Below are 16261 nucleotides of genomic sequence, written 5' to 3' on the forward strand. Positions count from 1 at the left end.
TGTTATTTTTCACTTCTTTTCATTATAGGCCGAGAGTATCGAAATTACAAAATGCGAAGGATTTAAATGGCACGGAAACTCTTCTTCCGAATGAGGAATATGACGGGCAGTATCATGACGATTCCCATGATCGAATACAGAATGGGAGGAGAGTAATGCTCCGCTACAACTCCGGTAATCAAGCTTCCCACAGGAATGGCAGCCGTGCACGCCACCGCCATAAGGGCACCTATTCTGCCGAGCATATGCCGAGGCGTTACTTCCATCAGATACGTCGAGATAGGGGCATTCAGCATGGAGACGGCGAAACCGGCAATGAACATACAGACTGCTGCAGACTCCACGCGCCATGCCGGCAGTTGTCCTGGAATCCCTAACGCAAAATAACCGATTCCGAGCATGATAGACCCTGACATGATCAACGTGCTCTTTTTGAAGCTCTTCCCATAACGTCCAATCCATAGCCCGCTGCAAATCATACCGATCAGGAGGCCCGTTCCTAAAACGCTCAGACCTCCGGGTCCTGCACCCAAGGTCTCTTTGACGTAGACCGGCTGCAGTACGTTCAGGGGGGCCAAACAGAAATTATTGATCATGGCAAGCACGGTTGTTATAAGGAGCAGCGTATGCTGCTTCACAAAAAGAAGAGCCTCTTTAATATCGCCGAACACCGTTTTATTCATCTCTGTCTCTGGCCGTGCGGAGGTTTCCTTGGCTTCAGCCTGTTCGGCTGCCTCCGGATTCGGCATAAAAGCGATAATAGCTGCTGCAATTAGAAACGTTATAGCATCAATCAAGATCGTCCCCGAAATTCCGATCAGAGCAATAAGGGCACCGGCGATGGATAAACCGATTAACTCAGCGCTCCGACTTACGGAAGTTGAGAAAGAATTGCCTGCCAGCAGTTTATCCTTGGGAAGCAGCCGGGGGACGATGGAGGTCTCCGCGGGTCTGGAGAAGCATTCCAGAGTTGAATTTAGAAACGTGAACAGGAACAAATGCCAGACTTCAAGAGAACCTACAGCGTACAGAAAGGCCGTTAGCGAAACCACAATACCGCGACTGAGATAGGTTAGTGCAAGGACGAGTTTCTTCGGCCAGCGATCGACATAGGTGCCGGTAAACAAACTGAAAAGCAACCCGGGCAGAAAATTAAAGGCGAACAATGTACCCATTAATAGTTCGGAACCTGTGAGCATATAGACCATCCAGCTGTAAGCGATGGAATCCAGGGAATCTCCGAATCGGGTAATAGCCTGGGCAGATAAATAAATCAAGTACGGGCGAATTTTCAAGAGCTGACCAAAGCCTTGCTTTTCCAGAACAGCGGCATTTTGCATGGTTTCTTTCTCCTCTTCGTTAAATGGATAATTACATTAAACTTTTTCAGTCCATTAAAATAATATTTACGTTAAAATTATTTTATCGTTAAGTTTATTTTAATGATTTTGAAGAGGAATGCAATAGGTAAAAAAAAATAAATCGCCATCACGGCGATTTATTGAGTCTAACGATTATTTTGACAGTGTTGCTTCTTTATTTAATAACCACTCGCGATGAGGATCTGGCTGCTTGAAGACACGCTTCAATGGCTCTGATATTGCTGATGGCATCTTCCGGACCATAAGGGAGCGGCGTTCCGTCCATCACGGCCGCTGCCATCGCATCCGCTTGCAATGCAAAGTGGTTGTAAATCCCTACCTTCTCCTCACGGGATCCCTTGGCCGTATGAACGCAGATCTGGGCCATGTCCTCCATGCGCTCCCATCCAAAGGCAGAAGGAAGCTCAATCCTGCCCTCCGTTCCTGCGATCTCTAAAGAGCATCTGGAATATGTCCACATCCCACAATCAAATGTAAGTCCCAATCCATCGTCAAATTCCACCATCCCGTGGACCATCATGTCCACACCGTCATGCTCCTCAGAGAAAAAAGCATGGGCCGTTACAGCCTTGGGTTCCTGACCATAAATCATGCGCGCCGCTGAGATGGGATAGCATCCCACGTCATAGATTGAACCTCCGCCCATATCCTTGCTGTAACGAACATTGCTTTTATCCTCCGCATTGTTGAAGGTAAACGATCCGTGAATTCCGCGCAGTTGGCCGATTTCGCCGCTTTCGATGATTTCGCGAACACGTGCGTGTTTCGGATGATATCGGTACATAAAGGCTTCCGCGAACAGCACGTTGTGTGCTTTAGCAGCCTCAGCCATCTCACGGACATCCGCTTCGGTCAGGGCTGCCGGTTTCTCGCATAAGATGTGCTTGCCGGCCTGTGCCGCTTTGATGGTCCAAGGCTTATGAAGGTGATTCGGTAAAGGAATATATACCGCATCAATGTCGGGGTCTTCCAGGAGCTCGTCATAAGATCCGTAGTATTTCCCGATATGATATCGATCCGCGAGCTCACTTGCTTTGTCTGCATTGCGGCTAGCGACCGCCCCGACTTCACAGCGTTCCGATTTCAATATGCCTGGTATCATTGAATTTCTTGCAATCCGAGCAGTGCTCATAATTCCAAAGCGCAATTTCTTGCTCACGAGGTCATTCCTCCTTTGGCTGCATTCCGTTCAGATGTTTTTTTAAAAATTATCGTTGACCGCTTTATGAAGAATCCCCAAACACCGATCCAAATCTGTTTTAACCTGTTTTTTGTAGAGTTTTGCTTTCTCGGCACCGTCATCAGTAAAATGATAAAGAACGATTTCTTGAAAATCGACCCGCGGATCATTCCCTTTCAGCTGCTTGGTACGGTATAATACACCTTCTTGCACCAACTCATGCAGAGCCCGGTAAATTTCGCTTTGCGGCGGTGAATATCCATGGCTCTTGAATTCTTGCCGCAGTTCTTCCAGCATCTGATATCCATATCCGCGCTGCTGCTCCACCATGGTAATGAGATATACTTTGATAAAAGCACGCTGGGCGATCATAAATGCCATCTGGACGCCTCCTCCTTCACGAGCTACTTGTCCCATAATATACCTAATTATAACCCACAGTTTCCCAGTTTGCACAATAGGAAGCACCCCCCTCTTTTTAAACCAAGAAGGCATAGATTGAAACGTGGTTGGGTCTTGGATGAAGAAGAATGATGCAAGAGCGTCAGTGTTTATACTATTCTGAATTTTTCATATAATGAAATTATATAGTATGTGGTTTTTCATCTGCTGTTTTTTGGGTGGTTGGTGGATCGAAGGATTGGTTTCATAAGAAAAACCCACCCTCGGAGGGTGGGTTTAATTCTTCACATCCCGGTGGATGTGCCGGTGTTTGGACGCGATTTGCCGTATGGGCGAACCCCGCGATTTTTTCTTGCTCCGGCGATTCCGACAAGCCACTTCCCGAACGGCAGCTTGGCTAGCAGGCGAGTGGCACCATAAGCCACGCCCACACTGATGATCCATGAAGAGAGTATACGAACCAGAGGGTGCATGCTGATCAGCATAGATTCGTCGACTGCATAGCTCATACGTAGTGTCAATAGATGGATCAGGTAAGCACCATACGAATAGAGCCCAATGGAGGTCAGAAGCGCATTCGCTCCCGCTCCGGCATGACGACATATCCAACCAGCCACATCGTACATGACCAATATAGAGCTAATCAGAAAAAGTGCCATCATCGGGCGAAGCAGCGATAGGGAATAGAATGTAATCGCGCCATTCGCGGCGGAACGGATTTCATTAACGGCCTGGATGAGCATCCATCCGAACAAAAATGCGAAGGCGAGCCATATCGCCGGCCGTGCCTTTTGCAGCCATTTTTTCCAAGCGTCATGGTATAATCCGGCCGCCGCCCCCAGCGCAAAATAGAAGAAATAATAGAGTGCATTTCGATCTGCGTAGGTTGTGAACAGCTCACTCCATACCGGGATATTCAGGCTTCCCATCCATTGGCCAATATCATTGATAATTCCTGTTAAACCCACGTACAATAACCCGGATACAATCAATATCGTAAGCTGCGTCTGCCAGCCCCATCGCTTCTTTATTCCTAATATAGCGGAGCGGAACAGCGGGTACAGCAAATAGAATTGAAACAGCATAATGATGTACCAAAAATGCGAGCTCGATTTCCCGGTTAACCATACTTCCCCAAGATACTTCCAATCCTCAATTACAGTGGGATTAAACTTATGATTGATCAATAAAGTAATCAAGGTCCATACCGCAAACGGAACGTAGATATCACCAAAACGCCTCTTGATGAACTTTCCGTAATACAGTTGACCTTTATCGTTATAAAACAGCACCATGCCAGTAATAAAAATAAAGACGGGCACAGCAAATTTCGTCACCATCAGAAGAACTGCCATCATCAAACCATCGCCTGTCGTCATTCCCGGCGCGACAGAATAGTGCGCGATGGAGTGCTGTAAGACTACAGCCAGGAAAGCAATTCCCCGCAAGCGCTCAATTTCCGGTATTCTTTCTTTGGGCATACTGCTCCCCCTTCGTCTGACTTCGTGTGAACACTCCTCATTGTAAGGGACACTGCCCTGAATCGGGTAATCCAATTATTTACTGATCCTGAGGTTAAGGACCCTCGAAATACGTCTGTCGATGAACCTTCATAGAAGACAGACCGCGATTGATATCAATATAAAACCCGGTTCCAATGAGAACCGGGTTTGTTTCCTTACAGCAGCGTAGTGCCTCGCGGCGGAAGCATATCGTCCCGATCCAGATCAACCGCACCGGCACGACCCTCGTTTCTATAATCATAATCGCGGAATATATCGTAGATGCCTGTATTTTCTTGATCAGCGTCAACCAGTACCAGAATCCGTCCTTGCTCTATATAGGACTCGTACTCTTTCGCCTCATCTTCCGGGATGCCAAGGCCGATAAAACCACCGACCAGCCCCCCGGCTCCCGCACCCACTGCTGCGCCGGCAAGCGTCGCTGCAATAGGTCCTGCGGCAAGAATCGGACCGATGCCGGGAATAGCCAAAGCCCCAAGTCCTGCCAGCAAACCTGCCGTACCCCCAAGTATGCCGCCTGTTGCTGCGCCTGCAGCTACTCCTTCTGGCGCCATCGTTCCCGTCTGTTCAGCAATCATGTCTGCTTCGCGTTTATCCTTCGCTATAATCGAAATGGCATCATTCGGAACCCCATGCTGCTGAAGCTGCTCGATGGCTTGAGCCGCTTCCTGTTCCGAACGGAATACTCCAACAATTTTCTTCTCCATGATAAACCCTCCTCATCGGTGGTCGTTCATATTTAACATTACCCGACGGAAGGTGAAATTAAACGTGGAGCTGCTCTGTTAAGCCTTGGGCCGGATCCGATGGGTTGCAGTCGCCTCCATGGGATCATCAGGCCAATAATGTTTAGGATATCTTCCCTTTAAGTCTTTTTTCACATCGAAATAGCCGCTGCGCCAGAAACTGGATAGATCCGAGGTTACCTGAACGGGCCTTTGTGCAGGTGACAACAAATGCAAGGTCAACGCAACCCGTCCATTGGCAATTCGCGGAGTATCCTGAAGTCCGAATATTTCCTGCAGGCGAACAGCCAGGAACGGTTGTTCAGGGTCACTGTAGTTAATTGGGATCAAGGACCCGCTCGGTACCCTGATATGAGTTGGCGCTTCCTTCTGAAGCTGCTGCTTTTGCTCCCAGCTAAGCATATGCTCCAAGAGCGTTCCCGGAGCAAGACGTCTCATATCATTTCGATTCCGCAGCCCGTCCAAATAAGGGAGCAGCCACTCCTCCGCCTGATTCATCAGGCCTTCGTCCGAAACATCAGGCCAATTCCCCTCGGGATCATGTCGGAACATAAAAGCCAGCCGCTCTCTCAGCTGCAATGCTGACTTGCTCCACTGTAACAATCCAAGGCCCTCTTGCCTGATCCCTTGCAGCAAGGCTAGCGCTATTTCCTCTCCAGTTGGATTCGAATAGGATTGCTCCTTGATCACGATCGCTCCAAGCATCTGCTTTTGTCTCGCCCTGATGCTGCCGGTAGCAGCATCCCATACGACCTCTTTATGCTGTTCCATCTCGCCATGATAATACTTATCGAGCCATAATTCATCCATTTCAGAGGCAAGCTGAATATTCCCGTCCGCGCCTTGATCATCAACTGCAGCGACCACAATATACGGGGCACGGCTCATAGGCTGTACCGACATCAATTTCACACCTCTGCCGCTTCGCATAAGGAACCCGGTTCCTCCCCTGTTCTTTGCGATCCGATCCGGGTAGGCGAATGCCAGCAATAGTCCACAGAGGTTCAGATCCCCGCTTACTGTATATGTGATATTTAGCTGTGTATGCAGTTTCCTAATCTCTTGTTTCATCCGCTGCAGTACGGCTTCATTGGACATATCTTGTTCGGCGAACCGCTGCCCACCTTGTTCATACGCGAGAAGCCGCTCCACGCGCGAACGCATATCCTGATCCCTTAAGGCTTCACCTCTGCTCATGATATCACGCTCCTGAAGCAGTACAGCCATTCGGATGGCCAGCGATGCCTCGCCTAGTTCTTGTGCCTTCAGCAGCATGTGGGCCAGCCTTGGATGAAGCCCGAGAAGCGCCATCTCACGGCCATGCTGTGTAATACTGCCCGAATCATCCAAAGCCGACAGCTGCTTCAATAACGTTTGCCCTTGCGTAAGAGCTGGTCGAGGCGGCACATCAAGCCAGGCAAGCTGCTCCGGGCCACGCGTCCCCCATACTGCCAATTCCAAGGCCAGCGGCGTCAGATCGGATTCACGGATCGCCGGAATGGTGCTTTCCGGCAGATGGCGATGCTCTTCCTCACTCCATAAGCGATAACATACACCAGCAGATACACGTCCAGCCCTTCCCCTCCTCTGATCCGCGGATGCCCGGGATAACCGTCTCGTAATCAATTGCGGCAGTCCCGTTCTCGGCGAGAACACCTCCGTCCGCATATAACCGCTGTCAATAACGGTCATGATCCCCTCAATGGTAATACTGCTCTCGGCAATGCTTGTGGAGAGTACGATTTTACGCCTGCCATTCGAATCGCGTCTAATCGCTTCATCCTGCTTCTCTATGGGAAGCGCGCTGTATAACTCTCGAATGACGACATCTTCCCTTAAACCCATTCTTAATAATTCGTTAGCGGTCCTCCTGATTTCGCGGGCGCCCGGCAAAAATACTAGCATATCGCCTTCCTGTTCGGAGAGTGACCGCATGATGGCACTCGCAGCACCTTTATGTAACTCTTCGAGAGAGAATGAGCGCAAATAGTGAGTAGACACTGGAAAAGCACGCCCTTCACTAACGATGATCGGTGCATCGCCAAGAAGCTTCGCTACTGGTGCGGCCTCAAGGGTAGCAGACATGACGAGCAGCCTTAAGTCTTCCCGCAGCACCGACTGGGATTCCATCGCAAAAGCCAGGCCGGTATCGCCCTGCAAATTTCGTTCATGAAATTCGTCGAATATAATCATACCAATGCCGGTTAATTCCGGATCATCCTGCAGCATGCGCGTCATGATGCCTTCCGTCACAACTTCGATCCGCGTATTCTGCCCGATCTTGCTGTCCATTCGGACGCGATATCCGATCGTCTCACCAACTGCCTCTCCTAAAGAGGATGCCATGTAACTCGCGGCCGAGCGGGCTGCGATCCTTCTGGGCTCCAACATGATGATCCGCTTGTCTTCCAGCCAGGGTTCATTCAGGAATGCTAAGGGCACCTGGGTCGTCTTGCCTGCACCCGGTTCAGCGATCAAAACCGCATGGGTCCCAGTAGATAAAGCCATTTTCAATTGTGGAAGTATTCGGTGAATCGGTAATTCAGTCATGGATACATCTCCGTTATCCTATTAAATATCAATATAATCCCTTAATTATATAAAACACCCGATGTTCGTCAAGGGGAGCTCCTTGTTCGCCACGGCTGGAAAGTATCGATATAATTGCGCTACAATATGAATATCATTCCCAAGTGAACATCAAGATTCATGGAGTCAAGAAGGTGAACTGTATGGAGCAGCATGCCACATTTCGCGGTCGCTTTGCCCCTACGCCATCAGGCAAAATGCACATCGGCAATGCATTGACCGCTTTACTTGGATGGCTGCAAATAAGGAGTATGAACGGCCAATATATACTCCGAATAGAAGATATCGATGTCCAGCGTTCCCGACAGGAGCTTGCCGTCGAGATTATGAGAGATCTGGAATGGCTCGGTTTGGATTGGGATGAAGGTCCTGGTATGGCCGGTGCCTATGGACCTTATCATCAGGCGGCACGCCAAGCGCTGTACGAGCGGGAAATCAGCAAGCTGAAGGAATCGAATAAACTATACCCCTGCTATTGCAGTCGGGCCGATATCACGGCCGCAGCCAGCGCACCGCACGGCATTGCATCGGAAGGCCTCCGCTACCCGGGAACTTGCAGAGATTTAACTCGGGAGGAAGCGGTGCTTAGAGAGCTTCATAAGAAACCTTCGCTGCGGATGAAGGTACCGCAAACGATCGTTTCCTTTGTTGATGGCATCGCCGGAGAGCAGTCCTATCGGCTATCTGATGGAGGAGACTTTGTGGTTCGCAGGGCAGACGATATTATCTCATATCAACTTGCGGTAGTCGTGGATGATGCCTTAATGGGCATAACCCATGTACTCCGAGGAGCCGATCTACTGGACTCCACCCCACGTCAGCTTCTGTTATACCAAGCATTAGGCTACCACCCGCCACGGTTTGCGCACACCCCGCTGATGGTGGATGCGGAAGGCAGAAGGCTCGCTAAGAGAACCCGCGGACTTAGCCTCTCATTTCTTCGCGGCCAGGGCCTGATGCCCGAACGCATCATCGGCTGGCTGGCTTGGACCGCCGGCCTTCTGGATCATTTGGAATCCGTTCGCCCTGCGGATCTAATTCCTGTTTTTGACTTATCGAAAGTATCCTCTGCCCCAATAAAAATGACGGATCATGCTAAAAATCAGCTGTTTGAATCCTAAGTACAGCTCACCGAAATAAGGGATTCATTGAGCATTATTCAAATTACGTTCCTTCACATCCCGACAAACAATCAGCGCCAGCACTATCATTCTCGAAAAGAGAAGAAAGGCTGGCGCTGTTCTGTTATTCCTCATGGGTTAATCGTTCCCTGACCTTGGACTCATACTGTGTAAACGCGCTATTACCGCTAAGGCCCCGCTGTTCCATCAGCAATTGCAGTCTTAGATGCTTTTCATTCAGCTTGCGTTGAAGTTGCTCCTGCTCACCCTCGTTTTGGGCTGCACCGAGTAGGTCATACAGTTGAACGCATTCCTTGCGAAGTGTAACTTCTTCAGGAACATAACCCGCATTTTTCATGATGCGGTAGGACATTCTCAGATCTTCCGGAATGTGCGAAAGATCGTCGATCGGAAGTTTCTTCCCGGCAAAAGGCAAATGATCGAGCTCCCCGTTACGGATCGCTTCTTCAATCTTCTGCTCAGCCAATCTGGAAAAGATGCTCATTATTATCCAGCCTCCTCCTTTTCCCTTCGTCCTCCTCATCATATAGCAGCGCAGTTTATATTCCAAGTTCTAAATGCAGGGAACCTTTGGGGGTTCAACTGATCTCATTTACAACAGCGATTCGGCTCCATCTATGAATATTTGAGCCCCTGTAATATGTCTCGACTGATCGGAAGCGAGAAACGCCACCAAATCCGCGACCTCTTCAGGCGTACCCGGACCGTCAGACAGCGGCTGGCTCCCCTCCGGATATTCCACCGGAATCACGATCTCCTCCAGATCGCCCTGCTTCTTCGTGCTTTGATCAATGTTGGTAGAAATTGCGCCGGGGCAGATTACATTAACCCTGATCTTAAATTTTGCCAGCTCCAGCGCAGCCATCTTCGCAAAAGCCACCTGTCCCGCTTTGGTTGTACTGTAAGCGCTCATCCCAAAGTTGGAGAAGGTTCGGGTGCCATTGACGGAGCTGGTAATGATAATGCTGCCCTGTCCCCGTTTCTTGAGGTGCGGAATCGCATATTTGACCGTCAGAAACGTACCGTTCAAATTCACGTTCAGCGTCTTGGTCCATTCCTCCAGCTTCATTTCATCAATTGGCGTCATCACGCCATTAATCCCTGCATTGGCGAATACGATATCCACACCGCCAAAAATCTCCACTGTTTCGAGGACCGCCTTCTCCACCCGGTCAGGATCTGTGGTATCCACGTCAAAGGCTCTGGCGGAACCCTCCCGAATCGAGTTGATCTCCGATTCCGCTTTATTCGTTCGGTCATCCAAGAGATCAAATAAGGCAACGTTTGCGCCTTCTTTCGCCAGGTGAATGGCCGCTGCTTTTCCGATGCCTGATCCGGCTCCGGTAATGATCGCTGTTCTCCCATGAAAACGTCCGTGTCCTTCATTCATTATCAACACGCTCCTTTTAATCGTCATCCGTTATGCATTCATCTGTCACAAGATTACCCAAAAGGAGTTGTTTTATAATCATGATTACAAAATAACCCCACAAAGTGGAGCCTATGCTACGATGCTTATTCCAAATACTTTGCGGGGACCCCAAAAAACTTATGTGCAAAAAAGCCGGACCTTGGGTCCGACTCAGCGTTTATCATACCATACTTCTTGGGAACCTACCATACAATCTCCAGAAACGAAGCATCATCTTCCAGACCGTCCGTATGGCGAGCATTCATTAATACTTGCACCTGCTCATCGGGAATCGGCTCCTTCATCGGGTCCAGATCGTTGAGCCCATCGCTGTATAGCTGAAGCCGATATTCGGTCTCCGGGTCTAATTTGCACGAGAACACATGAGGACTGCCTCCGATCGGTCCACTTCGGGAAGACCAGCGTTCCGACGTTCGGAAACGATCTCCGAATACCGAGGTGATCTCGTCTTCCTTGCGCCACAAGCGTACCCTGGAATCACCCTGCCATGCGAGCCACAGCCTTCCTTTGCGACGAAAACCCGAAGAGAGCTCTATGCGACCGCAAATATACATGGCTTCGCTTCCCTTGCGCTGCTTCTCTTCCAATACTTCACGAAGCAGCTTTGGCGTTTCGGAACTCAGCGAATGAGTCCGCATTTCCCGATCGGCTTCATGGGTAAGTTCCTTCAGTTTGCGTTCAAGCGATGCGCTCGTGAGTTCCTCCACCGTTTCCAGCCAGTTCATTAATCCCTGACCCAGCAGACGTGAAGCCACATCGCCTCGATAACTCAATCCGACACCATCACACAGTACAAAATGGCACACATCTTCATTCATCTTTAACGCAATGAAATCCTGACCCATCTCGGAGAGCATGACAGATTCTGCCGCTCTGCCATACGCATAACGACATGTGAACAAATCTTTAATCTTCGTAATCGGTTCTTCCACGGTCTGCTTGCTCTCGTAATAAAACGATGCTGCTTGAGCCTTCCGCTTACGAATTCCCAACGATTCCATGCTTCTCGTGTATGATCGCTTCATCTTTGTGACCTCTTACCTTACAGGCGTGGCAGCTGACATCTGAAATCCGATGGACACCAGCTCAGAGCAAGTGCCTGGAAGCATCATCAAGGCTCCCGGGCTCAGTTGATAATCCGCCTCAAGCAGCATTTCTCGATAGCTTTCGGGAAGAACGGAAGACATCATTTTAAGTTTGCGCGCATGTTCATCCTCAAGCGATGTATCAGCCAAAATCCCCTTCCATCGGCGCGGTTCGGATATCGGCTGGCTCATCAGATGATCGGAAATGAAAATATTCTCCACGAGCACGTTGCCGTCCGGAACGCTCATGTTCATGATGCGGCGAGCAATCGGTTCCGGATCCTCTCCCGTGGCTACACCGTCCGTCATATGACACACAAGCGGTGCAGGGCAATCCTGCATATTCGGAATCTCCGATTGCAGAATTTTCTCGGCTTGAAGGAACGCTTTCGCCGAATCGGAGAACCGTTTAGGCGTTAAGTCCGGAAGCGATCCGATCGCCGCAATTTCGTCAATGCCCTTGATCCCGTTTAACAAATCATAGACATCATCGCTGTAAGCAAGAATGGCGATCCGGTACCTCGGCGTCAGCCGATTCCCTTTGGTGGAGCGAAACACCATTTGCCGAATGGCCAAGGACAATGCTTCGTATACGACGTCGATCCGCCTGCGGTCCTCCATCAGCATATTCATAGACGCGCTGATATCAATCAGATATATAATGAGCGCTGGCGTGCGCTGTGATGCTTGAATGGTATAGTTCATCGTGAATTAACATTCACCCCTGCAATTTCGTCATGTTTACTTCTTTATAGTTTTGGTATCCAGTGGCTGTCGTTACTTATGAATTCCTGCAGATTATTAAGGCGGCTTCTCATTTTACCAACCGTCTTATAATAGGCTTTATCGTTGTTATACAGCTCTATGAACTCACGCGCGGCATTCTTGGCGCGGTCTTTGTTGCCGGCTACCTGCGCATTATACGCCTTATTATATAGGGCAACCAGTTCTACTACGTTTTGTGAACGCTGCTTTTGAAGCATTGCGGCTTGAGCTTCTTGGGCAGCCCTGGCTTTCGCCTGACGCTCTGCCTCCGCCTTGGCAGCGGCTGCTTCCTGGGCCGCCTTTTTCTTCTTCTCTTCCATTTGGGCTAAGTACGCTTCATACTTGACTTGATTATCATATTTCTCTTGCAATACTTGCTTCTTTTTCTTCTCTTCTAGCGATGCCAGGTAAGCTTCATACTTCGCCTGCTTCTCATACTTTGCCTGAAGCTCGGCTTTCTCCTGTTCCTTCAGCGTCTGCTCAGCTTCTTTAGCCTTCTTGGCCTCTTCTGCCTTCAAGCGCTCCTCTTCCGCTTTCTTAGATTCTGCCTCTTTCTGAGCCGCCTCTTCCTGCTGCTTCCGCGTCTCTTCCCCTTGCTTGCGCGCAGCTGCTTCTTTCTCCTGCGCTTGCTGCTCGGCTAATCGCTGGGCATCCAACTGACGGCTCTCTGCCTTCTCCGCCAAAATCTGGTTCACCGTAATCGCAGAACCTGCCAATATGACGATAGCCGCAGCGGCCGAGAGCATGAATTTACGGGATAACAATAGTGCTTTAATGCCTTTGTTGGATGATTCTTCAGCCGGACGAAGCTGCTCCTCGAGCCCCTGTATAGCGGCGGCAAGCTCCACTTCAAGCGGACTGTCCTTCTTTACGAAATGATACGCGGAGCGGAATATTTCCAACGCACCGGAAAGATTGCCCGCATCCTCCAGATCACGCGCCTGATGAAACAAGCGTCCAACCACACTGTCGTTGACCTCTCGGGTGCCTGGCTCAATTCCAAGCGATGCCATAATCTCAGCCGGCACCTCTTGGGAAGTTTCAGAACGGGGTTCATCCGAATGGTCGTCATGGGCAGTTGCAGCGGCTGCAGCGGATGGTACTTCCTCCACCACTTCTTCCTCACTTAATGAGGATAATGCAATCAGCCACTCACCAAAGGTAGGACAGCTGCTCAAATCCTGACTGTCCCAGGTTCTGCCGAACAGATCCGAAATCCGTGTACCCCAACGCTGACCCAGCGACTTTTTCAGTAAAAAATAACGCTCGCACGGAGTCTGCATTTCATGCTGGTCAAAATAACTTTCGCCCCATGCCCGATTAACGATAGCCGGATCGCTCCATCCCAGCATTTCCGCAATGATAACAGCGCCCGCGAAACGGTCGGCATACGCACTCCATAACCCGCTATGTACCGTTCGATGAGCCGCATATCCAGGAGAGCCAGCAAGCAAAACATCAGGTCGATCCATTTTGGGGCTGTACATCTGCTCCACATCGACAAGCTCAACGGCGGCAGCGCCTTCCGGCAGCTTCACTTCCGAAAAAAACGGAAGCATGACATTAGGCGCAGACAGGTCACAGTGTGCTAATCCGCGCTGCTCCATGCTTGAACCGATGGCTGCCAATGCCTTGGCAAGCATCAGACTTTCAGAACGTCCCAGATTACGCTGATCGCTTATTACGTCAAACCAAGTACATCCATGAATCCATGGCATGATGACCGCGTAGAGCAAATCCGGATATTCCGCTATCAAATCTCCGTTTCTTTCGGGAGTGAGCACCTCTCGACTACTTACCTGCAAACCCGGTATCTCGCGATAATTCCCCATATGCTCGGATTGGTACACCATAGCCGGAATTCTGAACTTAGGAAAAAACACCTTTAGTGCTTTGGCTTCATGCAGCTCCCCATCCACAGGAAGCAGCTGATAGACGATTCCCTGCCGCCCAGCTTGGGCGTAGGCTACGCCTGGCGCTGCGGGATGCTGCCCTACTGTATAAGCCGTTCCATTTACAACAATCCCATCGCCCGGGTTTGGCTGAAATGTCATGAACGTCATCCTCTCTTAACTCCGTTACCTAACTATATAACTCTCTACTCTATTAACCAGATTGTTATATTCTAAACATCCAAAATTGCAAGAAAACCGGGTTGTCTTCCACCCGGTTTATTCTGCCTATTAAACTATTATAAAGCAAAAGTCTCCGAATAGGTATTAACGAGATTCGTCAGCCATACGGAATTTCTGAGCGATCGCTTTCAACTCATTGCTGATGCTGTCAAGCGTTTGTACGAAGGAGTTCATCAAGCGGCTTGCTTCCTGGAATTCCTGGAAAAAGCGCTGCTTCGTCATACCGTCCCATTGACCTTCCATACCGTTGATCGATTGAGTCAGGCTGTTAACGATTTGCTGACTTTGATCACCGCTCTGTTTAAATTGGTTCGCTACTTGCTCGACTTGCTCTGGCGTAATTAAAATACGTCCTGCCATTTATGTAACCTCCTAGAAATTCGTTTTCTGGTGACACTTGACATCTTAGCCCAAGAGTCTCAGTTTATCAAAATGTCCTCAGACCTAATTTCCAGTTACCCTATACGTCCCAATTTGAAACATTTACCATCCTGATTATCCCAAAGGGAATAGGAATTTAGTTGGCAATACCAAATGAAGACGGATCGGTAAAGGTCCAGCTTTGCCCGGCTAATGCGGCTTGTTTAGCCGAATCCCCGTTGTCTCCACTGGCCATACCTACGGCAGCGGCTACCGAACTCGGGTTCGATATTACCGTCGATGAATTACCATATTCCGGTAATATGGATGAACGTCCCTCCATGCCGGAAGCCGCAAACAGAGCTGTCGGCGATACTGTACTTATGATTGCATGCTCCAAAATCGTATGGTACTGATGATCCGTTTCTTGAAATTGATCGGCTTTGCTTTGAAGATGCTTGCCCAGCTGAGCTAGAAGAGCTCCCAGATGCTCTCCAAGACTCCGGGCAGACTGCCACTCATCAATAACCGCCGCTTTGAGAGACGTCTCCCAAACGAGTGATTCCATAGCTTGGTTGAGCGTTCTCGTAATCGCTAAATATTCATCGCCACTATGCTGCAGCTGACGGCTTAACGTCCGGAGAGACTCCGGCTCGACAGAAATACGCATTGGTCCTCACCTTTCATACAGGCTCTGTTACTGTTTCAGCCACATGAGTAGCATATGACGAAACTGCTCTTTAGTCGCTGGCGCTGCGGTTAACCAGTCCTGGTCTCCCTCCAGGCTCATACGCAGCAGCCAATTCATGGACTCGTTCACTATAAATGCTGCATTTTGACTTTCCCAGCTGATTCCGTTCCATATCGACAGCTGGAGTTCCCCCGAAGACACCTTGTTTTTCATACATTTCGCTAGAGCGATCGAACCCTCCGCATCATCCGTCAACCTGGCCAAGCGATCGCCGATATCGTCACACTTCTGTTCGGAAACGGAGGTGTAAATATCTCCGAATTCCTTCCGGCTAAGGAGTAGTGCCGGTATATCCCCCCAGTTTTGGTCGCTTAGGGCCAGATCCTGCACCAGTTGATCGCAGGTTTGTTCGATAGTACCAAGTTCGCTAAGCAAGTAACATCGGTTGTCTTCGTTGCTTCTGCATACTTGTATTACCCGTTCGTCCGTAACATGCAGATATCCTTCAAACGCCGAATCCTGATTTTCATATTTCAACCAGCACGCACGTTCCGCAAGTCCGGCAATAGCTACTCTTGAGAAGACTTCGGGTGGAATCGACAATTCCCCGCCTTCCTCTTGAATCAAATATTGCTTGCTTAGGAGCGATTGTTTGGTTTTCTCCCACTCAACCGCGATTTCTTCCGTTAAGTATCCTACAAAAGGATCTTCAACACCAAGTAATCGGTCCGATCCGATAATTCCAGCCAAGAAGAAAAATTCCTTGTCGTTCAGCGTGATCGTTTCTTGTTTGGAAGCATGAATTGTCAACATTATGAGCCACCTCCCC

The 16261-nt window shown here is 49.5% G+C and carries 15 protein-coding genes; 1 reads left to right on the plus strand and 14 read right to left on the minus strand.

Annotation, left to right across the window (positions count from 1 at the left end; translation table 11 throughout):
* Positions 1–62: 62 nt before the first annotated feature.
* The 6 genes from MHH48_RS22465 to hrpB form a co-directional block, all read right to left on the minus strand.
* Entirely contained in the window at positions 63–1340 is a 1278-nt protein-coding gene (locus tag MHH48_RS22465; RefSeq protein WP_076322103.1) for an MFS transporter, read from the minus strand.
* 196 nt (positions 1341–1536) lie between these two features.
* Positions 1537–2541, minus strand: coding sequence for a Gfo/Idh/MocA family oxidoreductase (locus tag MHH48_RS22470; protein WP_076322104.1), 1005 nt, complete (start codon positions 2539–2541; stop codon positions 1537–1539).
* 42 nt (positions 2542–2583) lie between these two features.
* Positions 2584–2943 carry a helix-turn-helix transcriptional regulator gene (locus MHH48_RS22475; RefSeq protein WP_071220214.1) on the minus strand — a complete coding sequence of 120 codons (360 nt, stop codon included), beginning with the start codon at positions 2941–2943 and terminating at the stop codon, positions 2584–2586.
* Between the two features lie 305 nt (positions 2944–3248).
* The gene (locus tag MHH48_RS22480; protein WP_076322105.1) at positions 3249–4445 is read right to left on the minus strand and encodes an acyltransferase; all 1197 of its coding nucleotides are present in this window, start codon (positions 4443–4445) and stop codon (positions 3249–3251) included.
* Between the two features lie 197 nt (positions 4446–4642).
* Positions 4643–5194 carry a general stress protein gene (locus MHH48_RS22485; protein ID WP_076322106.1) on the minus strand — a complete coding sequence of 184 codons (552 nt, stop codon included), beginning with the start codon at positions 5192–5194 and terminating at the stop codon, positions 4643–4645.
* A 78-nt stretch (positions 5195–5272) separates the two neighbouring features.
* Positions 5273–7783, minus strand: coding sequence for an ATP-dependent helicase HrpB (gene hrpB, locus MHH48_RS22490; RefSeq protein WP_076322107.1), 2511 nt, complete (start codon positions 7781–7783; stop codon positions 5273–5275).
* 182 nt (positions 7784–7965) lie between these two features.
* Between hrpB and gluQRS the strand changes: the two genes are divergently transcribed.
* Entirely contained in the window at positions 7966–8943 is a 978-nt protein-coding gene (gluQRS, locus tag MHH48_RS22495; RefSeq protein WP_076322108.1) for a tRNA glutamyl-Q(34) synthetase GluQRS, read from the plus strand.
* Between the two features lie 124 nt (positions 8944–9067).
* On the opposite strand, the gene MHH48_RS22500 is transcribed toward gluQRS, so the two are convergent.
* The 8 genes from MHH48_RS22500 to MHH48_RS22535 all read right to left on the minus strand — a co-directional run bounded on the left by MHH48_RS22500 (position 9068) and on the right by MHH48_RS22535 (position 16245).
* Positions 9068–9448, minus strand: a complete 381-nt coding sequence (locus MHH48_RS22500) for a DnaJ family domain-containing protein (RefSeq protein WP_076322109.1) — start codon at positions 9446–9448, stop codon at positions 9068–9070.
* Positions 9449–9556: 108 nt separating this feature from the next.
* The gene (locus MHH48_RS22505) at positions 9557–10354 is read right to left on the minus strand and encodes an SDR family NAD(P)-dependent oxidoreductase (RefSeq protein WP_076322110.1); all 798 of its coding nucleotides are present in this window, start codon (positions 10352–10354) and stop codon (positions 9557–9559) included.
* A 224-nt stretch (positions 10355–10578) separates the two neighbouring features.
* Positions 10579–11421: a hypothetical protein gene (locus tag MHH48_RS22510; protein ID WP_076322111.1), complete on the minus strand. Its 843-nt coding sequence runs from the start codon at positions 11419–11421 to the stop codon at positions 10579–10581.
* A 12-nt stretch (positions 11422–11433) separates the two neighbouring features.
* On the minus strand, positions 11434–12186 hold the full coding sequence (locus MHH48_RS22515) for a vWA domain-containing protein (RefSeq protein WP_076322112.1): 753 nt from the start codon (positions 12184–12186) through the stop codon (positions 11434–11436).
* Positions 12187–12230: 44 nt separating this feature from the next.
* On the minus strand, positions 12231–14300 hold the full coding sequence (locus MHH48_RS22520; protein ID WP_076322204.1) for a hypothetical protein: 2070 nt from the start codon (positions 14298–14300) through the stop codon (positions 12231–12233).
* 165 nt (positions 14301–14465) lie between these two features.
* Positions 14466–14741: a WXG100 family type VII secretion target gene (locus MHH48_RS22525; RefSeq protein ID WP_006211202.1), complete on the minus strand. Its 276-nt coding sequence runs from the start codon at positions 14739–14741 to the stop codon at positions 14466–14468.
* A 157-nt stretch (positions 14742–14898) separates the two neighbouring features.
* Positions 14899–15411 (minus strand): hypothetical protein, encoded by a 513-nt coding sequence (locus tag MHH48_RS22530; RefSeq protein ID WP_076322113.1) that lies wholly within the window; start codon positions 15409–15411, stop codon positions 14899–14901.
* Positions 15412–15438: 27 nt separating this feature from the next.
* Complete coding sequence (locus MHH48_RS22535; protein ID WP_076322114.1) at positions 15439–16245, minus strand: hypothetical protein; 807 nt, start codon at positions 16243–16245, stop codon at positions 15439–15441.
* Positions 16246–16261: the final 16 nt, after the last annotated feature.

It is taken from the genome of Paenibacillus sp. FSL F4-0100 (assembly GCF_037993005.1).
Taxonomy (GTDB): Bacteria; Bacillota; Bacilli; order Paenibacillales; family Paenibacillaceae; genus Paenibacillus_AQ.

Bases quoted from the DNA above. Each gene is read 5' to 3' on its own strand.
- gluQRS (WP_076322108.1), top strand. From the start codon at position 7,966: ATGGAGCAGCATGCCACATTTCGCGGTCGCTTTGCCCCTACGCCATCA.
- MHH48_RS22510 (WP_076322111.1), bottom strand. From the start codon at position 11,421: ATGAAGCGATCATACACGAGAAGCATGGAATCGTTGGGAATTCGTAAG.
- MHH48_RS22505 (WP_076322110.1), bottom strand. From the start codon at position 10,354: ATGAATGAAGGACACGGACGTTTTCATGGGAGAACAGCGATCATTACC.
- MHH48_RS22535 (WP_076322114.1), bottom strand. From the start codon at position 16,245: ATGTTGACAATTCATGCTTCCAAACAAGAAACGATCACGCTGAACGAC.
- MHH48_RS22525 (WP_006211202.1), bottom strand. From the start codon at position 14,741: ATGGCAGGACGTATTTTAATTACGCCAGAGCAAGTCGAGCAAGTAGCG.
- MHH48_RS22475 (WP_071220214.1), bottom strand. From the start codon at position 2,943: ATGGCATTTATGATCGCCCAGCGTGCTTTTATCAAAGTATATCTCATT.
- hrpB (WP_076322107.1), bottom strand. From the start codon at position 7,783: ATGACTGAATTACCGATTCACCGAATACTTCCACAATTGAAAATGGCT.
- MHH48_RS22485 (WP_076322106.1), bottom strand. From the start codon at position 5,194: ATGGAGAAGAAAATTGTTGGAGTATTCCGTTCGGAACAGGAAGCGGCT.
- MHH48_RS22500 (WP_076322109.1), bottom strand. From the start codon at position 9,448: ATGAGCATCTTTTCCAGATTGGCTGAGCAGAAGATTGAAGAAGCGATC.
- MHH48_RS22480 (WP_076322105.1), bottom strand. From the start codon at position 4,445: ATGCCCAAAGAAAGAATACCGGAAATTGAGCGCTTGCGGGGAATTGCT.
- MHH48_RS22465 (WP_076322103.1), bottom strand. From the start codon at position 1,340: ATGCAAAATGCCGCTGTTCTGGAAAAGCAAGGCTTTGGTCAGCTCTTG.
- MHH48_RS22515 (WP_076322112.1), bottom strand. From the start codon at position 12,186: ATGAACTATACCATTCAAGCATCACAGCGCACGCCAGCGCTCATTATA.
- MHH48_RS22520 (WP_076322204.1), bottom strand. From the start codon at position 14,300: ATGACATTTCAGCCAAACCCGGGCGATGGGATTGTTGTAAATGGAACG.
- MHH48_RS22530 (WP_076322113.1), bottom strand. From the start codon at position 15,411: ATGCGTATTTCTGTCGAGCCGGAGTCTCTCCGGACGTTAAGCCGTCAG.